Raw genomic sequence first — 20,576 nt, forward strand, 5'->3', positions numbered from 1 at the left:
AGTCATTATATTGCTTAATATTGCTTAGAATACGGAGATAAACTTATAAAAAATCAATTATTTTTCGTTTCATGACTGGACAGAGAAAATTTTAATGTTATAACCGCACACGTTTCACATGTTTTGTGAAATGTGCCCAGATAGCTCAGTTGGTAGAGCAGCGGACTGAAAATCCGCGTGTCCGTGGTTCGAATCCGCGTCTGGGCACCACTTTTTGCTTTGAATATATTGAAATATATAGATTTTTTCTTTAATTGGCAATTTTCAGTCCACCTTTTAGACCACCTTCTACAATTTATACAACTTTATCTATATTGCTCTTATTTGCTCCTTATTTTTCTTTGGAGTGAATGCCAAAATCTCTTTCTTTCTCCATCTCACTGCTCTACCTAGTTTATAGGGTTCAGGAAATTCTCCTTGAAGCACCCAATTGCGAATCGTTGTTGTGGATACGCTAAAAAGCTCTGCACATTCACGTGTCGTTACATATCTATCGCCATCATCAAATATCATCTCATGACCTTTCACTCTTTTATATTACATAAATGGGCGGGGGTGCTGGGAGGAGAGAGCACCCCCATAGGGTTAAGCAGCTTTCGTCAAGATCTGCTCCATGTCTTGCTCTATTTCTGCTAAAAAGACCTCAACTGCTTTAGTAATCTGTTCAATTTGTTCATCATCACGGTGGATGCGTTTGACTTTCATTCTCAAACCAGTAGATCTACCTACAAATTGTGGATTATAGCTAATGAAATGACACCATTTGCGCCCTGTACAAGCCATTTGGAATTGCATCTGCGCTATGTATTCAGGTTTAATCTCGTCATACATAAAAAAACGAAGATGTGTCGTGGATTGTGGACATTTGGCTTCAACTAAACCGTCTTCTCCAATCAAGCCATCAGGACTAGCCCCCGCCATTTTTATGGTAGGATGTGGTATAAAACCGCATTTTATGATATCGGCATCATAAATGAATTCATATTCTTTCAGGGCGTCCTCTTCATGTTCAATCCCCCATTGCATAGATGGTGTTATATAAGATTGGCTTATCTCTCCTGTTAGACGTTCAGTGATGAGTTTCATTTTGTAGTCTTCATATTTACTCGTTGGCAATCCTTTGGCTGTTTTACTGAGGACATTGTAAACATTAGACGCGGTAACTTTCCCTAATCTTGCTTGAAACCATTCTGCTGTTCTTTGTTCCATATCACACCGCCGTTTGTTGTTGTGTTGAAACCATTTGCTTATTTTGTTTATCTTTTAAAAGGTGCAAAATGGTTTGCGCGCTCTGATCAGAGATATCGTCAAGCGTTTCAACATTTGCATAAGAAAGTATCTTTTCTTCTTCTACCTTTGTTTGTACCATCAGTCTTCTGATTTCATTGATCTGTTCCGGAAAAGCTGATTTTTCAGGCATATTCCCATCTTTATCGTCTTCTTTGCTTGCGACATTGAGAAGCATGCCTAACAGATATCTGCGTGCATAAGTGATAGTAGAACCAAGAGATTGAATGTTATTTTTGCTCCCTTGTCCATCAATTGGAAATGTTCCTTCTGTTGAGATTTGATTGCCTGAAGGATGAGACAGAGTTATTTCTATGGTAATGTTTTTTTCTGTTTGATTTTTAATATGAGAAAACAAAGCGAAGCGGTGTTTTGCAAGAGTGTCCTTTACAGCGTCAATATACTGATCAAGGGTTGCATATGCACTCTTAGTATGGTTGTTTTTCGCATTTTTGGTGATTGTTTGATATTCGATTTGCATAGCCGAAAGATCATGGATAAAGCTCTGATGGTTCTGTCGTTTTATTTCTTTTTCTCTTAAATCAAGAAGACGTTCTAAGCGGTCCATATCGACGTCACTTTCTAAGGCTTTATTTAAAATGCGTTCCATAGCAGTTTGTTCGACGTCTAAATGTTGCGTTTTTTCAACTTCTGTTAAGTTCGTGTTTTGTTCATTCATCTTTATTTCCTCCATTAGCGTGCAACTCACCTGTTGCGTGAATCACGCTTTTGTTAAAATGGTCGTTGTTAGAGGTCTGTTTCTAAATGCTGTGTGATATTGACCACCTCCCCGCCTTTAAAAACGAGGAGATGACGTTATAAACTAAGCAGCTTTTACGACAGATCTTTCTAAAACCTGTTTTGCTTCTTTAATGAGAGCTTTGTATTTTCTGTTCTCTTCGTCTACTCTAAAAGAATCGATAAGACGCATATGAATTGGACCTAAAAGATACAAAACTTTTTCACCAGCGTTCATACCCTCCCAATAGCTTGGTAAAGCAAAGCGTGTATCACTATCATAATCAACAGATTGGCTTCTTAATTTCTTTTCACACTCAATAAAGTAACGACGAGCTTGCCTGCCTTTTTCATTCCTCTCAACCATGGAAAGCTCTTTTGCCATATCTAATGTGAGGTAATATTCTGTCATACTTACATTTTGACGCTCCCCCGTTTTGGGGAACGTTAAAATATAATCTTTTGCACAAACAAATTTATATGTTTTGATACGGTTTTTAATCCATGTCGTAAAATCACGACCTACTTCTAAAAATGTATGTAATTCACGTGCATTGACCGTTTGAACCGTTTCTTTACCAATAGTTTGTTCTGTGATTTCTATGAGAGTGTTCATAATGAACTCCTGTTTGTTAAACATTTTCTATTAACACTCTAAAAAGAGTGCCGGGTGCTAGAAAACACGGCAAACAGTCCGCCGTTATGCTTTCCCCATAAAGGGTATTGTATAGCATAACTACACCCGACGGGATCATTATATGCGTGTAGCATAGAATGAGTCAAAGTCTTTAATGTGCGGAAGAGAGATTGTTTCGGCAATCTATCCGCTGTTTGCTTAAGGTGTTTTCTAGGCACCTGATTCGACAATAGGCATATTAGTAGTGCATTGTCAAATAAAAAATTAGCAAACCTACGCCTATAAACTATATCGATTTCATCAGTAAATTCGTATTTCTTTTCCATGATGGTCACCCCTTAATGCACGCTTTGTCTTTTAAGTTCTTGAGAAAGCACACCAATGCCTTTTGTTGTGATTTTTGCCGAAGGAATAACTTTATTTATTCCGCCAGAAGTTTGAATCGTGATGGTAGGACAATCCATAAGACCTTTTTTGATTTTGTCTTGATAAGGCAACAATGGAGTGCTAGGAACACGCCGATAGATCCAACCTTTTTGCTGTAAGAAGAGAATGAACTGTTTTGGTTGCATTTCGAGTATTTTAGCAGCCTCAGTAAGACCAAAGAGCCCATCATGGCGTTGTAAAGTTTCAAGAGCCATTGCCTTTGGTTTTAATTCCGCAATCATATTGTCTTTTTGTTCATTCTCATTTTTGAGATAAGTTAAAACCCCTAACATGACTTGTGGACTAGAGTAATCGATTTGCGGTGCTGCTACTTGCTGTTCTAATTGTTGCCACCGGTCAATGATTTTTGCTCGCAAGGTAGTACTATAACCTGAGACGAGGATTAAACATTCACGCTTGGGGAGATTATAACAAGGGAGAGTGCGACCTGTTGAATCTTTGTAAAAACCTACAAATTCACTCAGCCCAAATTTGGGCTCAGTACTTTTAGAGTGTAGCTCTTCAAGCATTTGCTTAATATCACGCATAACGTGTTTATGTTGTTTACTACACAATTCTGCAATTTCACGACTTGACATGGTTGGAGCGGTTTGATTGTTAAAATTGTTTTCTGCTGCTGTGATAAGATTATGCATGCCTGCACTCCATTTGTGATGATATTTGAAAGAAAGAAAAGGAGGCGTTTTTAAAAACGCCTTTAATAGTTTGGATAATTTGGAAGAACATCCCAAAAAGTCAGGCGGTGCTGTTCTTCATAAGTACCGTAAACTTCATCATTATATTTTTCGTCTGCAATTTCTTCTAAAAGACTATTGTAGGCAGCGCTTTCACATACATAATAATGAACCTTACTGTCCTCATCGAGAAATTCTCTGTTTTCTTTTATGTATGCTTCTGCGATTTCTTCAGAAATATCTTCGCAACTGTTTTCAGAAGGATTTATGCGAAGGATTTGTATGACATCATCTGCCTCGTCAACAATTGCTAGAATTTGGTTTTCATCAAGTGGACCAGAATACCCAATGTGTTCATCATCACCGTAGGCAACTAATAAAATTTCATCGGAATTAATAAGAATTTGCTTATCCATAATTTCCCCTCCCTGACGCCTCTTGGCGATCTCTTGTGTTTGGTTTATATAATTACTTATACGCAAATGTATAAATATAAGCAAGCAAAAAATTACATATATTTCATTTTTTTTTTGCATTTTCACTTAAATGCTATCTTCAAAAATAATAAAATTAAAAGTTGATTTTAGAATCAGTAAATGTGCAGTTTACTGATAAAAATTAATTAAACTCTCTAGAACCTGTTGATGGCAATCTAATTGATAAGGTGAATAGAGAACCGTATTGCTTTTATAAGTCAAGAATAGTACGTCGTACACGACCTATTATAGAGATAGCGCCTTCAAGTTTTGGAGCTTTTATTGTTTTATCGTATGAAGCGGGCTGAAAAGGAGGATTATCATTGGGTCTGTATCTTTTATATGTCGCCTGCCCAGATTTATCTGCTATTACATAACAGGCATTAGGAACAAGTTTTTTATCTCGCATATTTACAAATATTATAGAATTTGGAGGACTCATTTTATTCATAGATGCGCCATCCACACGTAAAGCAATCCATTCACCGGCGGGAAGATTAACAGCCTCTATCATAGGATAATCTGAAAAATCCATTATTCCATCCTGCTCACTTAACTCTCCGGCACTAATCCATGAAATGAGAGGAATGCTTATATTAAGGCTAGGATTTTCTTGAGAAGACTCGCCATATAAAATCCATCCTGGATCTACATTAAATACTTGTCCATATAGCTCTGCTATTTGGCGAGAAATACCACGATTTCCATTTTCGTGACTAATTAGAGTATTTTGATTAAGAGCTGGTATAGCGCGTGCAGCTTCGCTTGGTGTTGCATACCCAGCGTTCTTACGTGCTATTTTAAGTCTATCTTTTGGCAAACAAGTCATTCGTACATTATCCACTAGTTTTTGCATTTTCACTTAAATGCCATCTTCAAAATAAGAGAATTAAAGGTTGACTTGTTAATTATTTTGTAAACAAGCGATAAGCTTTACGTGGCAGTATTGAAACTATTTCCCCAATCCATTTTATCTTAACATTTTTAATGGGATCTGCATTCCATGATTTGAGTACAATCCCCTCTGAAGAGCGAACAATTTGTTTTATGAATCGCCTATTGTCTTCTGTTAGAACAACAACTTCATCACCGTAATAGTCGCTTATTGGCTTTGTTTGCAGATGTTTAACTACGATTAAGTCCCCATCTTTATACACAGGAAACATAGAAGTTCCACGAACCATGAAACCTATTGCTTCAAAAGGCAAATCAAATGGTATTTCAATTGTTTCAAGCCCATCTTCTGGGATTTGCTCAACATCGGTATCAATCTCTAATCCTGCTCCTACATACCCCATAACAGGAACAAGTGTAGTAACTTGATTATAACCCTTTAAGCTTTTATAAAGTTCTAAAATTGCGTCTCTGTGTGAACCTCTGGGATCAGATTCATTTCCTAACCATCTTGATACGGTTGCTTGGGTTACATTTAGTCTATCAGCAAGATCTTTTTGATTAAGACCAAACTCAGATTGCAATATTTGCAATGTCGCAATGATATTTTTCGTCATAATTAGTTACTTATGATTTTTAAATTAAAAAAATCTATTGTTTTTTTTATTATATACTATACAATTGCGTATATGGTTAAAATAAAGGACTTAACTCAAATGGACACAGAGGGAAAATTTAAGGTTAAATCTATCCGAAAGTGTTTATCGCTAACACAAAAGGAATTAGCAGATATTTTAGGTGTTAAGCAAGCTTCTGTTTGTCGTTGGGAACAAGGCAAAGGACTATCTTTAAAGAGTTATTTAAAATTGCAACAATTGAAAGACAGCTCTGTTTCTAGTTCTGCTTTTATTGCTGCTCCTTTATCTGACAACAAACACCACCAACCCAATTCACACTCTTAAAAGAGATCAAATTAATTCCGCGTCATCATACGCACACATATAAATACACAACAATCTAAAGGGGGGATTATGATCACTAACGCATCAACCATTCTTTGCCTTGATCTAGGTACCAAAACGGGCTGGGCAATACGTGGTGCTGATGGTCACATCTTTAGTGGTACGGTCAATTTTCAATCACGCCGTTTTGAAGGCGGAGGTATGCGTTATTTGCGCTTTAAGCAATGGCTTACAGAAATGAAAGCAACAGCTGGTGATATTGATGCCGTGTATTTTGAGGAGGTGCGTCGTCATGTTGGTACTGATGCGGCACATGTTTACGGTGGTTTTCTAGGTCATTTAACAGCTTGGTGTGAACATCATGAAATACCTTATGAAGGCATCCCTGTTGGCACAATTAAGAAGGCAACGACAGGAAAAGGCAATGCCTCAAAAGAAGAGATAATACAGGCGATATGTGCAAAGGGACACGAGCCTAAAGATGATAACGAAGCAGATGCTTTAGCAATTTTATATTTAATGAAAGAAGGGGGTATATATGTCTAGTAAAATACCTTGGACAAGGCTTTTTGCCGATAAATGGATTCTTGATCTCACTTGTTTGTCTTCTATTGAAGGCAATATATACATGAGGTTACGGTTGCAAATGCTTCACACGGGTGAACCTCTCTTAAATAGCATTAAGGTTTGGGCTAATTATACTGGCTATTCAGTGAAAGCATTTGTAAAAGCATTAGACGTTTTACAGAGCACTGGTCATATTATTCGTTTAGAAGATGGTCGTTTATGGAATCTAGATGTTGAAGCAGAATTAAATGATAGCGTGGGAAAATCGGAAGCTGCATCAAAAGCTGTTAGTGCTAGATGGAAAAAATCTAAAGAAAAAGATGTAAAGTGTAATACGGAATCTATACAAACTAAATACGGAAGTAATACGGATTCTATACGAACTGAATACGAAAGCGATACGCAATCGATACCATATAACAATAACATTAACAGTTATAATAAAAAAACTAACACTATCGTGTTAGCAAAAAAAGAAATTGATTTTGAAGATTTAGAAACAAACGAACAGGTTGACAAGCCACCAGAGGTTGCTGCTGTTGAGAACCTTGAAGATCAAATCGCAACGGTATCAGAAAACCAACCTCCCATTCACGAGCAAGAGAACGTTTCCAAAAAAGCTAAGCGGTCTAGAAGTAATCGGGGTTGTCGATTGCCTGATGATTTTGAACCTGATTACGATTTTGCAATTGCAGAGGGTTTGCCTCCAGAACGCGTGAAAGTCGAGATGGCGAAATTTCGAGATTATTGGAAAGCCAAGACAGGCAAGGATGCAACCAAGATCGATTGGCAAGCAACATGGCGTAATTGGATTAGAAATTCAAAAGATCATAAAATTAATCAAATAGGTGGTAATTATGGAAATCACTCTCAAAGGCAAAAAAGCGTTGGTGAACGCATCGCAGACAGCATCCTTGATATCGGAAATCGAGGTTACTTTGAAGCACATTCACGAGATGATAGCCCCGGGATTTCCTTTGGTTTTGAAGGATGGCAGTCAGTTAACGAAACAGCAGGAAGCGATTGCCTTAGATGCTTGTGACCAACTTCACGAGTTGTTTTCAGTGAAAGCGAGCAAAGAGGACATAGCCAAGGCAATTCGGATGCTTTCATGTGGTTTGAAAATATCGCAACAGGCAGATCATGAGGGGATGGCACTTACCTATGGAATGGTTTTGGAAAGTGTTTCAGCGTGGTCACTGATGACAACGGTAAAACGGATTTTGTGTGATGAGGTAGAAGGCTTATCAGATACGTTTTTCCCAAGCACCGGTGAGTTAGTGAGATTATGCCGTGATTTGGAAAGCGATCTTTTGACGAAAGCAAATCTTGTACGCAAGGCTGTTTTGAATACTCGTGAAAAAGCAGAGAAAGAGAAGGCAGAGAAAGAGCAATTTAGACCTTTAACGTTCACTGAACAGCAAAAGATAGCAAATGAGATGTCGATTTGAGATTGGATATGCGTTTAAATCGATAAAAAGGCGCCGTACAGAGCGATTAAGTAATTTTTTGATGTAAAACCATATACGGAATATAAAACGCACTGTGCGGTTAAATTTGAGGCAAATAGACCAGTTGGTAAAATTATGGACTAAAAACATGAGAATATTAAAAGACCTGTTCTTAAAAAACCGTAAACAGCCAAGGCAAAAGAAGTTTGTTGCAACGGCTGTTGGGTATGTTCCATGGGGCGATGGAGCAGCTGAGTATTTTTACAATCTCTACGAATATGAAGACGGCACAAGAGAGTGTGAAAAATTTGATGGTGGTCAATATTACAAAACACCTAAAAATGCGGATTTTAGTACCAAAGCGCAAGTGAAAGCATGGGTTTATGGAGGCAATGTTCCTAAAAGCGTTCTGAATATCGAACCTCTCATAGATGAGATCAACAAAAGTATCAAACAATTAACAGAAGCTGCTTGATTTTAAAGGACATGATCTCTAAGTGGTAAGCTGGGTTTAAGTTCTAAAGATGCCCTGCTTGCTCTAAAGGTGAAATATGAGGGATTGGGTTGTTATGCCGAGCTTGCCAAAGATCATGCTTTTGTTGCAATTTCAGCCAAAATTCCGCATCATTTAACCCCGCTTTTTCTAAGCGTAAAGCTAGATTGATACTAATTGCTGCATGACAGTTTAAGACGCGTGATAAAGTTAAACGCGCAACACCGAGGCGATTTGCCGCTTCCGTTACTGTTAATCCTAACTCATCAAGCAATTCTTCTTTCAAAATACCACCAGGGTGTGGAGGATTGTACATCATCATAATACCTCAAAAATCAATGATAGTCTTGATAATCAACCAGTTCAACATCTGTACCAATGAAACGAAAGGTAACTCGCCAATTGGCATTGACACGCATTGACCAATAACCTTTTAAATCGCCTGTAAGCTCATGGAGACGATACGATCTAAGGGTTATTTGCTCAGGAGAAGATATCGTATCTAAAATTACCAAAATATTTGCTAATTTTTTAGCATGTGCGGGCTGTATACCTTTGCAAACTCCTCTTTCGAAGAATAATTTCAACCGTTCTATCAAACTTATGTAAATATGATCATTTCTGATTAAATATACTGTTGATTTTCTGCTTCTTCGAGGCTGGTTTCACCAAAGTCACAGGACATTGGCCAGAGCCTTCCTCTCCACAGGCTGACACGGTGGAACTCACCGCCAAGTTTTTTAAATTAATCGCGGCATTAATGTCTCGATCATGGTATGTACCACAATGAGAACATCTCCACTCACGTATGTTAAGAGGCAATTGTTCAATCTTACATCCGCAATGATGGCAGATCTTACTGCTCGCATACCAACGATCTGCAATAACAATCTGTCGACCATAACGTGCCGCCTTATATTCCAATTGACGGCGAAACTCGAAAAAACTTTGATCGGCAAGGGCACGCGATAAATGCTGATTTTTCAGCAAGCCTTTTACATGAAGATCTTCGAGACAAAATGTACCAAAACGCTGAATTAAATCTGTTGTAACCTTATGCAAATTATCCGTTCTTATATTGCTTATCCGCGCATGAAGCTTAGCGAGTTTTTGTTTCTCCTTATAGCGGTTGCTCGAGCCTTTTTGCTTACGACTTAGCCTTCGTGAGAAGCGCCGTAAACGATTTAGCAAAGCCTTATAAGGTTTAACGCCTCCTATGGTTTCTCCTGTCGAAAGCGTTGCAAGTGCATTGATGCCCAAATCAAGACCAACAATAGCTTGGTTCTCGCTCAGTGGCTTTTGATGATCTGTTTCAATGCTAAGACTTACAAACCACCGATCCGCTTTACGGCTAATGGTTGCTGACAAGATCTTTCCTTGAAATCGCAATTGTTCTCGCAAACGAACCCAACCAAGTTTGGGAATTCTTATCTTGAAACCTTGCAACTGTATTTGATCATTGGTCAAAGTAAAACGATCGTGCACTCCTTTCTTTCTAAAAGTGGGATATCGGCTTCTCCCTGAAAAGAAATTCTGAAAAGCCACACCCAATTGAATAATTGCCATTTGTGGAGCATTTTTAGTAACTTCCATCATCCATGGAAATTGTTCTCGTTTTAGAGAATTGAATTGTCTACGTAGTGCATAGTCATTAGGCTTTGGTAAATTATTATCTTTCTTCCATGCTTCATATTGCTGCTGCCATTCCTTCAGTGCCCAATTATAAGCAAAGCGCGCGCAACCACTGGCTCGAGCCATGTAGCTTCGTTGTTTATTGTTTAAGTCTAGAGCTATTTTGTGAGCAACAATCATTGCGACGCCTCTACAGCTTGACGGACATTCTCTAATAACCTTTGATTTTTTCTCGAACGACTTCCATAAAGACGAGCACTAAAGACAGTAATAATTTCTAAAACATCTTTGGCTAAATCCTCTTCAAAACTGCTTTCTTCCCCCTGATTAAGAATGATAACCTCAACTTGCTTGGCTTCACAAATGGCAAAGACCAATTCCGCACCAAAGCGCAATAAACGATCTTTATGCGTAATCACCAAACGACCTATCTCATTTTCAATGAGAGCATCCAATAAATGTTTAAGACCCTTTTTACGATAATTCATCCCTGACCCTAAATCAGAGATGAGTTCATAAGTCCAACCTTGGCTTGCGCAATAAAGCTCAAGAACCTGTTTTTGTCGTTCTAAATCGTCTTTTTGATCATGGCTCGATACACGCGCATAGGCAATGGTTGTTCTTTGTGATAGTTCTCTCGAATGAAAAAGCTCAGGTCTAAGCCTAGATAGGTCATAACGGCGGTGACCTCCTGCCGTATACTCAGAAATAATTTTGCCTTCACCTTCCCAACGGCGTAGAGTGCTAATCGAAACACCCAAAACTTGAGCGGCCTTACCTATCCCAACAAATCTATCCATAATGTATATTATTACACAGATATAAATAGATTACAAGCAAACTGTTAAAGCCCTTTATGCTTAAAGCTAACAATTGCCATATATTTCCCTTTTGATACTTGATACTATACACCATGCACTTGTGTCAAGAGTACTCTAAAACCTTATCCTTTAGGGTGAGAGAAGGATATTTAAGCCGCGTCTTTAATTGTAATAACGACTTGCTTGCCAAGAACACTCAGTGCTTGCTCTAATGTTTGAAGCTTAGTTGGATAGTTTGGATCAAGAATGCGTCGTGCTTCTGTTTCTTTTTTACCCAAACGATTAGCCAATTCTGTTTTTGTGATATTCGCTTCATTAAAAGCTTCTACCACTGCTAGCTTAAGAGCATTCCACGCATCTACCGTAACCTCTACAAGGTCTTTATACTGTTGTGGCATTGGTAAAGGCAAACCACGCATAGGATAGCTCCGTAATGCTAACCCTAAAGCTTCAACAGCATTCTCTAATGCCTCAGTTCTATTTTCTCCAGCTGTTATTGCTTCTGGTACATCTGGAAAAGTTACAATAAAACCACCATCTGGATCAGATTCCAGTTTTGCTTGATAAGTATATTCCATGTTTAGGTCTCCTCGCCATGATCGAAATATTTTTGAAACGAAAAATTAAAGCCGTTGAGAGAGTAGCTCATGCCCCCAACTGCTTTTTTATTATTTTCACGTAAAGTGGTGTTAATTCACCAGATTTTATAACGGTTGTCTTGTCTCCAAAAGTTACCAAATAATGTGAACCTTTGCCTGCATCAGGAGCTTCACTGTAATGAATACCTCTTTTTCTGGCTTCTTTACGTAATTCTCTAAGCAGTGCTTCTCGTTTCATTTAGCCTCCCCTTAATTTTATAAAATCAATATCGTACAAAAAAGTTCGATTGTCAATAATAAATCAAGAAAAAAGCCTTGCCTTTTTATGGCATAGATATTTGGTGAATTTATCAAATAAAATTATAATGTAATACATTAAATATGTGTTATTAATTTACTGAATTATTTGATAAAATATGCAAATTATGCTAAGATTTAGCATGTATAAATTGCAAATCAAACGGAACTTACAAGCATGCTAAACAAAGTGACATTAATCGGGCATTTGGGTGCTAATCCCGAAAGCAAAACCATGACTTCTGGAGCAGAAATAGTCAATTTTCGTATAGCTACTTCTGAAAGCTATACTGATAAAAAGACCAATCAAAAAATAGAAAAAACAGAATGGCATTCCGTTGTAGTTTTCAATCCACATTTAGCAAAAATTGCTCTTCAATATTTGAATAAAGGTTCAAAGGTTTATGTAGAAGGAAAATTACAGACACGCAAATGGCAAGATAAAAACGGTCATGATCGTTACTCAACAGAGATTGTCTTACCACAATTCAAAGGCGAACTGTATTTGCTTGATGCAAAGAAAAATCAACTTGCCTCCCCTACCCCTTCATCTGTCACTTCCCAAAGTTATGCCGCCGCTTCAGGAGCTGCTGATTTTAGTACATCTCTTAATGATAGCGTGCCATTTTGATTGAAAAAAATATGACAAAGAGAAAAAAACGTGCAAAACGTGGGCGCCCACGAATTCAGGGATGTGTAAGAGAACCGAATGGACGCATCTCAAGAGCCAAAACACCGCGTGAACCTGTTGATCAATTGGCAATAGAAATACGTGCTAAACGCTTCTGTTTAACCATACAAGACGCCAAAAATCCGCTTGCTGGTACCTATATCGGGCGGCTTTATTTGCAAGGTCAACTTACTCAAGATCAGTATGAGGCTGCACAAAAATATCTTGAAGTAAAAAATGATTATCTCTGTGCAAAGGCATTGCCTAATGCGGTTTATAATGAAATGCCATCCTCTTCTGATGATAGAGCAAGAGAGAAATGGGTTGAATTTGCAACCAAACAGTTTTTAAGCATGCAAGAAGTGATAAGAAAAACACAGGCTTTAAATCGACAGTTTAATCTTTACGCTGCATTACAATATCTTGTTATAGAAGATCAAATGCTACCGCATCTTGTTAATTCACTCTGTATTGTACTTGATGCGCTTCACAAATATTGTAACCACTAAACAAAGAATTGACATCAAATGAGAAATCATTAAAATGTGTATATATTTACACATTATGAGTTTAGGTAATGGAACAAGATAGCCGAAAAATCATTGCAAAATTAAAGCGTGATGGCTTTGAACTTGTGAAAGTGAGAGGTTCTCATCATAAATTAAAAAAAGATGATAAAGTTGTTATTGTCCCACATCCTAAAAAAAATCTTCCTATTGGTACAGCACGTTCTATTGCGCAACAAGCAGGCTGGTTAAAAAAAGGAGAAGAAGAATGAAAAGATTTTTTGCTCTTGTTCATAAAGATGAAGATTCTGCTTTTGGTGTTCAGTTTCCTGATTTTGAAGGACTTTTTTCTGCTGCAGATGAAGAAAAAAATCTCATCACAAATGCAACTGAAGCTCTTCAACTTTATTGTGAAGATATGGATACAGTGCCTATGCCCTTAAAATTTGAAGAAGTCATACAACGGCAATCTGTCAAAACAGCTTTGGCCGAAGGAGCTTTTTTAATACAAGTCCCCTTTATTGAAAATGATGCTGAAGTGGTCCGCACAAATATATCTATTGAACGAGGGCTTTTACGTGCCATTGATGATTGTGCACAAGAAAGAGGCTTAACAAGATCTGCTTTTTTAGCAACAGCAGCACGTCACGAGCTTAATATTTAGAGTTTCTTGCTTTTTTGTTTCTAAAAACACTAGATTTTGATCAAAAAAATAAAAAAATACTAGATTATGATTTTTTCTGTTGACATCGTGTAAAAAATCGTATTTTATGACACTGCTGTACTAGTCGTGTTGCGTCTAAAATTCAAAAATACCCCCTGAAAATTCAGTAAAATGTGGACTTGAAACGTGGCTAAAAAGCCCTGTTTTCTTGCAAATTTTGGCTAATCCATTTTTCAAATAACAAAAATCAATATTTGACTCATTATGTCATTAAATAATTCCCCAAAAGGAGCTATGATGAAAGCTGTCATCACTAAGCCAATGTGTGTCGTTGGCGACAATAAAAGCACCGTTCGTTTTGAACCTTCAACACAAAATACCCCATTTGTTGAAATTTCCAATCAGGTCTATGCACGTCTCAAACGTGCCAATGCTGCAAAACCTTTTATTGAAGTCAAGACAAAAGCAAAGCCTGCTAAAATAGTTGAAAAGGTTGAGAAAGCAGAAAAAGAAATTGTACAAACATCAACTGAACCAGTGGTAGAGGAAATCATACCAGAACAGCCAAAAGCATCTAAAGCTTCCAAGTCATCAACACCTACTCCCAAAAAAGCTTAGAAGTTGAAATTAATCATCCGCCAAAAATGGTATCTTCAACAGGTGAAGGATACCTTTACAAGTCTTCAAGCACCACGCCTTAATTGGGCTTTGCGGAATGCTCTAAACACCACAGCAAAACAAGTGGAACGCTTTGCAGAAAAACAAATTGCCGATGTTACATCAGCCAAATCAAAGCGTATCAAGCGAGGCGTTTATATTAAAGAAAAGGCTACAGCACGGCTTCTCGAGACAGATATCATTGGCTCTGGAACACCGATACCTCTTAAATTTTTTCAAGCAAGAGAAACAAAACGCGGTGTAACTTACAAAATGTTTGGAAAGAAAGAAATCTTACCTCATGCTTTTATCAAAGGTGGGAGTTTTCCAAAGCGTGTTGAATTAAAAAAGCTGAATGGTAATGTCTTTCAAAGAGCCGATGGTGATCAATTCCCCATTGCAAAACAAGAAGGGCCCTCAATTGCTGGGGTAATGTCCAAGCCAGAAATTGCAAATACTATTACACAATATGCCAATGAGAGATTAATTGCCAATATACAGAGACAACTTGATCGTCAAGAATATGCCGCTAACAAGAAAGCTAAATAATATTCTTATGCTATGCCTATGTATTACATACTACGATGTTAATTTTTAAAGCAGATTATCGCTTATACTTTGGTTTTTCCAGAAAAAATACAATAAAATCAATGCAAAAGGTACTTCCCAGCGGGTTGGGGCTGTTGCGGGGCAGGACAGCGCGAATTATCGCTAGCGTTAGAATTTTCAAATTGACTGTACATTGTACACATAACACATTGATAAATAACGATTTCAATATGTACACTGTACAATATATGATTATTTAAAGACAAAAATTATCGAAAGATACTTGACATTATCTCTGTAATATATATTTTCGAATCAGGTGCGTAGAAAACACCTTAAGTGCATAGCGGATAGATTGCCGAAACAGTCTTTTTTCCGCACATTAAAAACTTTGACTCGTGATATGCTTGTGGCGTACAAGAGACTTGTCGGGTGTAGTTACACCATACAATACCCTGTGTGGGAAAAGTGTAACGACGGACTATGCACCGTGTTTTCTAGCACCCGGCACTCTTTTAGAGTGTCAATAGAAAACCTCTAACTGCATAGGAGTTATCATGAATACTTTTATAGAAACTGTGGGAAACACTGCTAATAGTAGTGCAGCGGTTCAGACTATGTCTAGTCGTGAAATTGCAGAATTATGTAACAAAAGACACGATCATGTTATGCGCGATATTAAGCAAATGCTTGAAGAACTTAACGCCCCCAAATTTGGGGTGGTTGATTTTATCGGTACTTACGTTGATGCAAAAGGTGAAAACCGTCCTTGTTATAACCTGCCTAAACGCGAATGTCTTATTCTTGTCTCAGGTTACAGCACGGCGTTACGAGCAAAGATCATAGATCGTTGGCAGGCACTGGAAGCACAGGTAGCAACACCGAAAATTGATTATTCAAGTCCTCAAGCTATGATTGGCTTTTTAAATCACTTGCAAAGCCAAATCGAACAAAAAGATCATGTGATTGCCGAATTAGAACCAAAGGCAAAAGCACTTGATGGTTTAAAACGTTCTGATGGCTTGTTTGGTTTGATTGAAGCAGCAAAACAGATTATCTGCGTAAAAACATTACATTGCCACTTGACAATGTAGCGACAATATGAATAATCGAATCAGGTGCCTAGAAAACACCTTAAATCGATAGCGGATAGATTACCGAAACAATCTTTCTGCCGCACATTAAAGGCTTTGACTCACGATATGCACGTAGCATATAGTAGTCCTGTCGGGTGTGGCTATGCCATAAAATACCTTTTTGGGAAAAACATAGCGACGGACTATCGACCGTGTTTTCTAGCACCCGGCACTCTTTTAGAGTGTCAATAGAAAACCTCTAATCGATAGGAGTTCATCATGAACACTCTTATAGAAATTACAGAACGGATTATTGATAGGGAAGCTGTTCAAACCGTCAATGCTCGTGAATTACATGCATTCTTGGAAGTAAAAACCAGTTTTAAAGATTGGATTATCAGACGCATTCAAGATTGTAAATTTAAAGAAGGATACGACTTTTGCTCTTTTTTGAGCGAAAGTTCAGGTGGGCGTCCTTCTAAAGATTATGCTCTTACATTAGACATGGCTAAACACCTTTCAATGATCGAGCGTAATGACAAAGGGCATGAAGCACGTCAATACTTTATCAAATGTGAACGGCTTTTGAAACAAGTAGTGACACCACAAATAGACTACTCTAAGCCTGAAGCATTGCTAGGCGTCTTGAATCACTTACAAAATCAAATCGAACAGAAAGATCATGTGATTGCCGAATTAGCACCAAAGGCAAAAGCACTTGATGGTTTAAAACGTTCTGATGGTTTGTTTGGTTTGATTGAATCTGCAAAAATGTTAGAAGTACGACCTAAGGACTTAACTGATTATTTGCGTAAACATGATTGGGTCTATCGCCGTGCTCCAAGTGGTCCATTGTTACCTTATCAGGATAAGATCAAGAAAGGTCTCATGGATTGCCCTGCTATTACTATTCAAAGACCAGATGGTACAGAAAAGGTGCTCCCTTCAACAAAAATCACATCCAGAGGATTAGCTTGCTTGAGAGAACAAATCTTTGGGGGTGTGCAATGAAAGTAGATACCAATTTTTTATGTGATTTGTGGATGGCGTTGTCTCAATTTTCTAATCATCAAGGCATTGGAGATGCAGATTGTAACGCCTTAGTTCAAGTCATGGGCATTGTAGAAAAAGCTTTGATTTTAAAGCTTCAAGATGAAGTGCCAAATATTACAAAGATTCTAGCAGTTCTTACAGACTTTGGAGCTTCAGAGTTTCCTACGGCTATAGATCCTTTTTTAAAAGCTTACCAGTCGAATTGGGAAAACTCTATTAAAAAGGTTGCTTAAATAAAAATATGACTTCCCCATCTTTAAAGGTGGGGAGGTGGTTAATTACAACTACAGATTAAGCTGTGAATGAGAACCAAGACGTACCAAAATGAGTCTATCTTGACCGATTAATCGATAAATCAAAACCAAATCAGGTCGAATATGGCAATCTCGATAATCTTTCCAATTTCCAGTTAATGCATGATCATGATGTCGAGGTTCTAAAGGTTGATCATTTGCTAACGCTGCAATGATTTGGCGCAAATCAGTCTCTAGAAGATGCCGATATCGTCCTCTCATTTCACGCTTAAAATCACGTTTAAAGATAGTGGTACGTTCAATCCTCCGCATATAAATCATCAAATAATTCGTCTACAGAATTAAACTTTCTTAAATTGCCTTCGTCTAATTCAGTAAAAGCCGCTATGGTCTCTGCATTGGGTTGAAATAAGAAGGACGGAATAGCTTTATCTTGCGCAATACGCGTCATCAACACTCTCACAACATCACTCACCGATAAGCCAGAGGCTTGAATAACTTGATTAGCGACATTTTGGATCTCTTCTGGTACACGCGCTTGCACCATGCGACTGGTAGCCATGATGATTTCTCCTCTCTTAACTGTATTGCAATGTAATACAATTGAAGTTTGATTTCAACCACAAAATATTTAGCTTTCCTGATACGCCATAAAGTATCACTTTTTAGAATGAAGAGACTACCTAATGAACAAGAAGCATCGTGATGGTCTCTCGGTTCGAGCCTTTGCGAAAAAGATGCGTGTTTCTCCTAATGCGGTTGTTTCTCGGATAAAAACAGGCAAATTTGATGCTGCTCTTTTTGAAGACGGTTCTGTCAATGAAGCTCTTGCAACAGTAATATGGAACCAAAATCCTACTAAGAAAGCTCATCAGAAATCTGCTCAAATTAAGCAGGATTCCGTAAAAGCAGCCAATGAATTTGAGATCAAATTGGAGAGAATGCAGGTTGCGCTAGCAAAAGAAAAGATTGCTCTGGAAAAGCTACGCGAAACAACTGTTGATCGTGAAGAAGTGAGGAAAGAAGCGTGGCGCTTTGGAAGAGCGCATCGAGATACAATGCTCAATTTTGCCTATCGCTTTGGTGCTGAAATTGCCGCGCAAGTAGGATGTGATGCTGCTAGCCTTATTGGAGCTATCGATCATCATATGCGCAAAGCTTTAATGGAAAATGTCGTCCCTGTTTCTTTTCACGATCCCGATATTTTAGAAGAGAAAACAGAACATGACAAATGATGCTTCTCCCCCATCCTTTGGGGCTGGACTCTTTTTTTCCTATGCGAATGAAGGACGCCGTCCTGACCCGCCTTATACTGTTTCTCAGTGGGCTGATAAAAATCGTTATTTGAGTACAGTCACGAGTGCAGAGCCTGGATTATGGAGGACGATGCGTACCCCTTATTTGCGCGAAATCATGGATAATCTTTCTGTTTATGATCCGACTGAAACAACGGTTGTGATGAAGGGGGCTCAGGTTGGAATGTCGGAAGCAGCGTTGAATTTTTGTGGTTATGCTATTCATCATAGTCCAGGACCGGCACTGTATGTGATGCCGACAGTTGAAACCGCTAAGAAACTATCAAAGTCTCGTCTTGATCCGATGATTTCCGCTAGCCCTGCTTTAAGTGAACGCATTGCCCCTGCCCGTGCACGCGACAGTGGAAATACAATGTTTTCAAAGGAATTTTATGGGGGAACATTGATGATTACCGGAGCAAATAGTGCTGCTGGATTGCGTTCTTCTCCTATTCGCTATTTGGTTTTGGATGAAGTCGATGCTTATCCATTGAATGTGGATAACGAAGGCGATCCTGTAACCATTGCTGAAAAGCGAACCTCTGCATTTATTCAACGTAAAATTTTTAAATTGTCCACGCCAACACACCGTGACACAAGTCGTATTGCCAAAGATTTCGTGCTTGGTGATCAAAGATATTACAATGTTCCTTGTGATGCGTGTGGGGTTCTACAGCCCATTGTTTGGTCGCAAATCAAGTGGCCGAAAGGCGCCCTCGAAAAAGCTGTTTTTGTTTGTGCGCATTGTGGTCATGAACATGCCGAACACAGAAAAACGGATTTAATGGCGGAAGAAAACGGTGCTTGCTGGATCGCAACACAGGAGTCAAGTAAACCTCGTCTGCGTTCTTACCATATTTCAGCGCTTTATTCGCCATGGCTGACTTGGGGCGATTGTGCGCGCGAATTTTTAAGAGCCAAAGAAGACCCTGCTCTTTTACAAGTTTTTATTAACACCGTGCTTGGAGAGCCATGGGAAGACAGAACAGGTGAAGTTGTTGATCCCGACAGCCTCTATGCAAAACGCGAAGATTATCCCATTGCACCGCCGCAAGCCGTGTTATTGACAGCAGGCATTGATGTGCAAAACGACCGATTAGAGCTTGAAGTGGTAGGATGGGGACGTGGTGAAGAAAGCTGGCATATTGATTATCACGTCATCCCTGGTGATCCGTCTTCTTTTGAAGTGTGGGACCAGCTGGATGAATATCTCACAAGACGCTGGCCGCACTCTGGTTACAAAGATGGCATCAGAATAACGGCTGCTTGTATTGATACCGGTGGTGGGCACACACAAGCGGTTTACAACTATGTGCGCCCTCGTGAAGGACGGCGCATCTGGGGAATTAAGGGACAAGCAGGATGGCGTGCAGTATGGCCGCGCCGTCCAAGCAGAAACAATAAAGGACAGATTAATCTCTATATTGTTGGTGTTGATGCGGCAAAAGACATTATCACGGCACGGTTTAAAAAATCCGGTCCTGAAGCATCAGGGGCTGGTGCCACACACTTTCACAAAAACCTTGATCGGGAATATTTTGATCAGCTGACCGCTGAAAGAAAAGTCATCAAATATTTTAAAGGCTTCAAGCGCATTGAATGGCAAAAAAGTGAGAAGGCAAGAAACGAGGCTTTGGATTGTAGGGTCTATGCTTATGCTGCTTTACAAGGTTTGATTTCGGCAGGAATAAACCTGAATCGAGAAGTCGATATCTTAGAAGAGCGTTTGGAAAAACTTAAAGTTGAAGGCTCTTTAGAGCAGCCAACATCAAGACCTTCCCCCTCTCCTTCTCTGAGAAAATTACAAGCAACAAAGCCTCAAAGGAAACAATCCAGAACGGTAATGAATCCTTATATGCAAGGGGATTGGAGGTAAT

At 38.7% G+C, this 20,576-nt stretch carries 31 protein-coding genes, 1 tRNA gene and 1 pseudogene; 17 read left to right on the top strand and 16 right to left on the bottom strand.

Annotated elements, in window-relative coordinates; genetic code table 11:
* Positions 1–134: 134 nt before the first annotated feature.
* A tRNA-Phe gene (locus NPX99_RS06035) sits at positions 135–210 on the top strand.
* Between the two features lie 99 nt (positions 211–309).
* Here the strand turns inward: NPX99_RS06035 and NPX99_RS06040 are convergent.
* The 8 genes from NPX99_RS06040 to NPX99_RS06075 form a co-directional block, all read right to left on the bottom strand.
* The gene (locus NPX99_RS06040; RefSeq protein WP_269030989.1) at positions 310–513 is read right to left on the bottom strand and encodes a helix-turn-helix transcriptional regulator; all 204 of its coding nucleotides are present in this window, start codon (positions 511–513) and stop codon (positions 310–312) included.
* 72 nt (positions 514–585) lie between these two features.
* Entirely contained in the window at positions 586–1,209 is a 624-nt protein-coding gene (locus NPX99_RS06045; protein WP_269030990.1) for a lambda exonuclease family protein, read from the bottom strand.
* A 1-nt stretch (position 1,210) separates the two neighbouring features.
* Positions 1,211–1,966 (bottom strand): ERF family protein, encoded by a 756-nt coding sequence (locus tag NPX99_RS06050; RefSeq protein WP_269030991.1) that lies wholly within the window; start codon positions 1,964–1,966, stop codon positions 1,211–1,213.
* A gap of 144 nt (positions 1,967–2,110) precedes the next feature.
* Positions 2,111–2,641, bottom strand: a complete 531-nt coding sequence (locus NPX99_RS06055; protein WP_269030992.1) for an antA/AntB antirepressor family protein — start codon at positions 2,639–2,641, stop codon at positions 2,111–2,113.
* A 359-nt stretch (positions 2,642–3,000) separates the two neighbouring features.
* Positions 3,001–3,744: a Rha family transcriptional regulator gene (locus tag NPX99_RS06060; RefSeq protein WP_269030993.1), complete on the bottom strand. Its 744-nt coding sequence runs from the start codon at positions 3,742–3,744 to the stop codon at positions 3,001–3,003.
* A gap of 62 nt (positions 3,745–3,806) precedes the next feature.
* On the bottom strand, positions 3,807–4,199 hold the full coding sequence (locus tag NPX99_RS06065) for a hypothetical protein (RefSeq protein ID WP_269030994.1): 393 nt from the start codon (positions 4,197–4,199) through the stop codon (positions 3,807–3,809).
* Positions 4,200–4,470: 271 nt separating this feature from the next.
* A complete protein-coding gene (locus tag NPX99_RS06070) occupies positions 4,471–5,088 on the bottom strand; it encodes a S24 family peptidase (protein ID WP_269031059.1) in 618 nt (205 codons plus the stop codon).
* Positions 5,089–5,167: 79 nt separating this feature from the next.
* Positions 5,168–5,770: an XRE family transcriptional regulator gene (locus tag NPX99_RS06075; RefSeq protein WP_269030995.1), complete on the bottom strand. Its 603-nt coding sequence runs from the start codon at positions 5,768–5,770 to the stop codon at positions 5,168–5,170.
* Between the two features lie 99 nt (positions 5,771–5,869).
* On the opposite strand from NPX99_RS06075, the gene NPX99_RS06080 reads away from it, so the two are divergent.
* From NPX99_RS06080 to NPX99_RS06100, 5 genes are all read left to right on the top strand, one after another.
* Positions 5,870–6,115, top strand: coding sequence for a helix-turn-helix transcriptional regulator (locus NPX99_RS06080; protein WP_241438041.1), 246 nt, complete (start codon positions 5,870–5,872; stop codon positions 6,113–6,115).
* Positions 6,116–6,184: 69 nt separating this feature from the next.
* Positions 6,185–6,661 (top strand): crossover junction endodeoxyribonuclease RuvC, encoded by a 477-nt coding sequence (locus NPX99_RS06085; protein WP_269030996.1) that lies wholly within the window; start codon positions 6,185–6,187, stop codon positions 6,659–6,661.
* Entirely contained in the window at positions 6,654–7,724 is a 1,071-nt protein-coding gene (locus tag NPX99_RS06090) for a hypothetical protein (RefSeq protein ID WP_269030997.1), read from the top strand. The genes NPX99_RS06085 and NPX99_RS06090 overlap by 8 nt, the downstream gene beginning before the upstream one ends.
* Entirely contained in the window at positions 7,660–8,133 is a 474-nt protein-coding gene (locus NPX99_RS06095; RefSeq protein WP_269030998.1) for a hypothetical protein, read from the top strand. The genes NPX99_RS06090 and NPX99_RS06095 overlap by 65 nt, the downstream gene beginning before the upstream one ends.
* A 148-nt stretch (positions 8,134–8,281) precedes the next feature.
* Positions 8,282–8,608 carry a hypothetical protein gene (locus NPX99_RS06100; protein ID WP_269030999.1) on the top strand — a complete coding sequence of 109 codons (327 nt, stop codon included), beginning with the start codon at positions 8,282–8,284 and terminating at the stop codon, positions 8,606–8,608.
* A gap of 43 nt (positions 8,609–8,651) precedes the next feature.
* On the opposite strand, the gene NPX99_RS06105 is transcribed toward NPX99_RS06100, so the two are convergent.
* The 6 genes from NPX99_RS06105 to NPX99_RS06130 all read right to left on the bottom strand — a co-directional run bounded on the left by NPX99_RS06105 (position 8,652) and on the right by NPX99_RS06130 (position 11,916).
* Positions 8,652–8,945 (bottom strand): HigA family addiction module antitoxin, encoded by a 294-nt coding sequence (locus NPX99_RS06105; protein ID WP_269031060.1) that lies wholly within the window; start codon positions 8,943–8,945, stop codon positions 8,652–8,654.
* 16 nt (positions 8,946–8,961) lie between these two features.
* Positions 8,962–9,237 carry a type II toxin-antitoxin system RelE/ParE family toxin gene (locus NPX99_RS06110; RefSeq protein WP_442864051.1) on the bottom strand — a complete coding sequence of 92 codons (276 nt, stop codon included), beginning with the start codon at positions 9,235–9,237 and terminating at the stop codon, positions 8,962–8,964.
* 4 nt (positions 9,238–9,241) lie between these two features.
* On the bottom strand, positions 9,242–10,438 hold the full coding sequence (locus tag NPX99_RS06115; RefSeq protein WP_269031001.1) for an RNA-guided endonuclease InsQ/TnpB family protein: 1,197 nt from the start codon (positions 10,436–10,438) through the stop codon (positions 9,242–9,244).
* Positions 10,435–11,058 (bottom strand): IS607 family transposase, encoded by a 624-nt coding sequence (locus NPX99_RS06120; protein ID WP_269031002.1) that lies wholly within the window; start codon positions 11,056–11,058, stop codon positions 10,435–10,437. The genes NPX99_RS06115 and NPX99_RS06120 overlap by 4 nt, the downstream gene beginning before the upstream one ends.
* Positions 11,059–11,228: 170 nt before the next feature.
* Positions 11,229–11,657, bottom strand: coding sequence for a type II toxin-antitoxin system HicB family antitoxin (locus NPX99_RS06125; RefSeq protein ID WP_269031003.1), 429 nt, complete (start codon positions 11,655–11,657; stop codon positions 11,229–11,231).
* Between the two features lie 67 nt (positions 11,658–11,724).
* Entirely contained in the window at positions 11,725–11,916 is a 192-nt protein-coding gene (locus tag NPX99_RS06130) for a hypothetical protein (protein ID WP_269031004.1), read from the bottom strand.
* Positions 11,917–12,153: 237 nt separating this feature from the next.
* Between NPX99_RS06130 and ssb the strand changes: the two genes are divergently transcribed.
* The 9 genes and pseudogenes from ssb to NPX99_RS06175 all read left to right on the top strand — a co-directional run bounded on the left by ssb (position 12,154) and on the right by NPX99_RS06175 (position 17,383).
* The gene (gene ssb / locus NPX99_RS06135; RefSeq protein ID WP_269031005.1) at positions 12,154–12,606 is read left to right on the top strand and encodes a single-stranded DNA-binding protein; all 453 of its coding nucleotides are present in this window, start codon (positions 12,154–12,156) and stop codon (positions 12,604–12,606) included.
* Between the two features lie 11 nt (positions 12,607–12,617).
* The gene (locus tag NPX99_RS06140) at positions 12,618–13,154 is read left to right on the top strand and encodes a hypothetical protein (RefSeq protein WP_269031006.1); all 537 of its coding nucleotides are present in this window, start codon (positions 12,618–12,620) and stop codon (positions 13,152–13,154) included.
* Between the two features lie 68 nt (positions 13,155–13,222).
* A complete protein-coding gene (locus tag NPX99_RS06145; protein WP_241438850.1) occupies positions 13,223–13,423 on the top strand; it encodes a type II toxin-antitoxin system HicA family toxin in 201 nt (66 codons plus the stop codon).
* The gene (locus NPX99_RS06150; RefSeq protein ID WP_269031007.1) at positions 13,420–13,815 is read left to right on the top strand and encodes a type II toxin-antitoxin system HicB family antitoxin; all 396 of its coding nucleotides are present in this window, start codon (positions 13,420–13,422) and stop codon (positions 13,813–13,815) included. Before NPX99_RS06145 ends, NPX99_RS06150 begins: the two co-directional genes overlap by 4 nt.
* Before the next feature lie 297 nt (positions 13,816–14,112).
* The gene (locus tag NPX99_RS06155) at positions 14,113–14,433 is read left to right on the top strand and encodes a hypothetical protein (RefSeq protein ID WP_269031061.1); all 321 of its coding nucleotides are present in this window, start codon (positions 14,113–14,115) and stop codon (positions 14,431–14,433) included.
* Between the two features lie 3 nt (positions 14,434–14,436).
* Positions 14,437–15,021: a hypothetical protein gene (locus NPX99_RS06160; protein WP_269031008.1), complete on the top strand. Its 585-nt coding sequence runs from the start codon at positions 14,437–14,439 to the stop codon at positions 15,019–15,021.
* A gap of 557 nt (positions 15,022–15,578) precedes the next feature.
* Positions 15,579–16,070: pseudogene (locus NPX99_RS06165) on the top strand (Rha family transcriptional regulator); the annotation flags it as partial.
* Between the two features lie 306 nt (positions 16,071–16,376).
* Entirely contained in the window at positions 16,377–17,108 is a 732-nt protein-coding gene (locus tag NPX99_RS06170) for an antA/AntB antirepressor family protein (RefSeq protein ID WP_269031009.1), read from the top strand.
* Positions 17,105–17,383: a hypothetical protein gene (locus tag NPX99_RS06175; RefSeq protein ID WP_269031010.1), complete on the top strand. Its 279-nt coding sequence runs from the start codon at positions 17,105–17,107 to the stop codon at positions 17,381–17,383. The genes NPX99_RS06170 and NPX99_RS06175 overlap by 4 nt, the downstream gene beginning before the upstream one ends.
* A gap of 51 nt (positions 17,384–17,434) precedes the next feature.
* Here the strand turns inward: NPX99_RS06175 and NPX99_RS06180 are convergent, their stop codons facing one another.
* Together NPX99_RS06180 and NPX99_RS06185 are read right to left on the bottom strand one after the other, a co-directional pair.
* Positions 17,435–17,716, bottom strand: coding sequence for a type II toxin-antitoxin system YafQ family toxin (locus NPX99_RS06180; protein WP_269031062.1), 282 nt, complete (start codon positions 17,714–17,716; stop codon positions 17,435–17,437).
* Positions 17,703–17,966 carry a type II toxin-antitoxin system RelB/DinJ family antitoxin gene (locus NPX99_RS06185; RefSeq protein ID WP_269031011.1) on the bottom strand — a complete coding sequence of 88 codons (264 nt, stop codon included), beginning with the start codon at positions 17,964–17,966 and terminating at the stop codon, positions 17,703–17,705. Before NPX99_RS06185 ends, NPX99_RS06180 begins: the two co-directional genes overlap by 14 nt.
* A 124-nt stretch (positions 17,967–18,090) precedes the next feature.
* Between NPX99_RS06185 and NPX99_RS06190 the strand changes: the two genes are divergently transcribed.
* Positions 18,091–18,639 carry a hypothetical protein gene (locus NPX99_RS06190; RefSeq protein WP_269031012.1) on the top strand — a complete coding sequence of 183 codons (549 nt, stop codon included), beginning with the start codon at positions 18,091–18,093 and terminating at the stop codon, positions 18,637–18,639.
* Positions 18,629–20,575 (top strand): phage terminase large subunit family protein, encoded by a 1,947-nt coding sequence (locus tag NPX99_RS06195; protein WP_269031013.1) that lies wholly within the window; start codon positions 18,629–18,631, stop codon positions 20,573–20,575. The genes NPX99_RS06190 and NPX99_RS06195 overlap by 11 nt, the downstream gene beginning before the upstream one ends.
* Position 20,576: the final 1 nt, after the last annotated feature.

The sequence above is a fragment of the Bartonella sp. 220B genome, from assembly GCF_026930205.1.
Classification (GTDB): Bacteria; Pseudomonadota; Alphaproteobacteria; order Rhizobiales; family Rhizobiaceae; genus Bartonella.

Bases quoted from the DNA above. Each gene is read 5' to 3' on its own strand.
- NPX99_RS06040 (WP_269030989.1), bottom strand. From the start codon at position 513: ATGATATTTGATGATGGCGATAGATATGTAACGACACGTGAATGTGCA.
- NPX99_RS06045 (WP_269030990.1), bottom strand. From the start codon at position 1,209: ATGGAACAAAGAACAGCAGAATGGTTTCAAGCAAGATTAGGGAAAGTT.
- NPX99_RS06050 (WP_269030991.1), bottom strand. From the start codon at position 1,966: ATGAATGAACAAAACACGAACTTAACAGAAGTTGAAAAAACGCAACAT.
- NPX99_RS06055 (WP_269030992.1), bottom strand. From the start codon at position 2,641: ATGAACACTCTCATAGAAATCACAGAACAAACTATTGGTAAAGAAACG.
- NPX99_RS06060 (WP_269030993.1), bottom strand. From the start codon at position 3,744: ATGCATAATCTTATCACAGCAGCAGAAAACAATTTTAACAATCAAACC.
- NPX99_RS06065 (WP_269030994.1), bottom strand. From the start codon at position 4,199: ATGGATAAGCAAATTCTTATTAATTCCGATGAAATTTTATTAGTTGCC.
- NPX99_RS06070 (WP_269031059.1), bottom strand. From the start codon at position 5,088: ATGACTTGTTTGCCAAAAGATAGACTTAAAATAGCACGTAAGAACGCT.
- NPX99_RS06075 (WP_269030995.1), bottom strand. From the start codon at position 5,770: ATGACGAAAAATATCATTGCGACATTGCAAATATTGCAATCTGAGTTT.
- NPX99_RS06080 (WP_241438041.1), top strand. From the start codon at position 5,870: ATGGACACAGAGGGAAAATTTAAGGTTAAATCTATCCGAAAGTGTTTA.
- NPX99_RS06085 (WP_269030996.1), top strand. From the start codon at position 6,185: ATGATCACTAACGCATCAACCATTCTTTGCCTTGATCTAGGTACCAAA.
- NPX99_RS06090 (WP_269030997.1), top strand. From the start codon at position 6,654: ATGTCTAGTAAAATACCTTGGACAAGGCTTTTTGCCGATAAATGGATT.
- NPX99_RS06100 (WP_269030999.1), top strand. From the start codon at position 8,282: ATGAGAATATTAAAAGACCTGTTCTTAAAAAACCGTAAACAGCCAAGG.
- NPX99_RS06105 (WP_269031060.1), bottom strand. From the start codon at position 8,945: ATGATGTACAATCCTCCACACCCTGGTGGTATTTTGAAAGAAGAATTG.
- NPX99_RS06115 (WP_269031001.1), bottom strand. From the start codon at position 10,438: ATGATTGTTGCTCACAAAATAGCTCTAGACTTAAACAATAAACAACGA.
- NPX99_RS06120 (WP_269031002.1), bottom strand. From the start codon at position 11,058: ATGGATAGATTTGTTGGGATAGGTAAGGCCGCTCAAGTTTTGGGTGTT.
- NPX99_RS06125 (WP_269031003.1), bottom strand. From the start codon at position 11,657: ATGGAATATACTTATCAAGCAAAACTGGAATCTGATCCAGATGGTGGT.
- NPX99_RS06130 (WP_269031004.1), bottom strand. From the start codon at position 11,916: ATGAAACGAGAAGCACTGCTTAGAGAATTACGTAAAGAAGCCAGAAAA.
- ssb (WP_269031005.1), top strand. From the start codon at position 12,154: ATGCTAAACAAAGTGACATTAATCGGGCATTTGGGTGCTAATCCCGAA.
- NPX99_RS06140 (WP_269031006.1), top strand. From the start codon at position 12,618: ATGACAAAGAGAAAAAAACGTGCAAAACGTGGGCGCCCACGAATTCAG.
- NPX99_RS06145 (WP_241438850.1), top strand. From the start codon at position 13,223: ATGGAACAAGATAGCCGAAAAATCATTGCAAAATTAAAGCGTGATGGC.
- NPX99_RS06150 (WP_269031007.1), top strand. From the start codon at position 13,420: ATGAAAAGATTTTTTGCTCTTGTTCATAAAGATGAAGATTCTGCTTTT.
- NPX99_RS06155 (WP_269031061.1), top strand. From the start codon at position 14,113: ATGAAAGCTGTCATCACTAAGCCAATGTGTGTCGTTGGCGACAATAAA.
- NPX99_RS06170 (WP_269031009.1), top strand. From the start codon at position 16,377: ATGAACACTCTTATAGAAATTACAGAACGGATTATTGATAGGGAAGCT.
- NPX99_RS06175 (WP_269031010.1), top strand. From the start codon at position 17,105: ATGAAAGTAGATACCAATTTTTTATGTGATTTGTGGATGGCGTTGTCT.
- NPX99_RS06180 (WP_269031062.1), bottom strand. From the start codon at position 17,716: ATGCGGAGGATTGAACGTACCACTATCTTTAAACGTGATTTTAAGCGT.
- NPX99_RS06185 (WP_269031011.1), bottom strand. From the start codon at position 17,966: ATGGCTACCAGTCGCATGGTGCAAGCGCGTGTACCAGAAGAGATCCAA.
- NPX99_RS06190 (WP_269031012.1), top strand. From the start codon at position 18,091: ATGAACAAGAAGCATCGTGATGGTCTCTCGGTTCGAGCCTTTGCGAAA.
- NPX99_RS06195 (WP_269031013.1), top strand. From the start codon at position 18,629: ATGACAAATGATGCTTCTCCCCCATCCTTTGGGGCTGGACTCTTTTTT.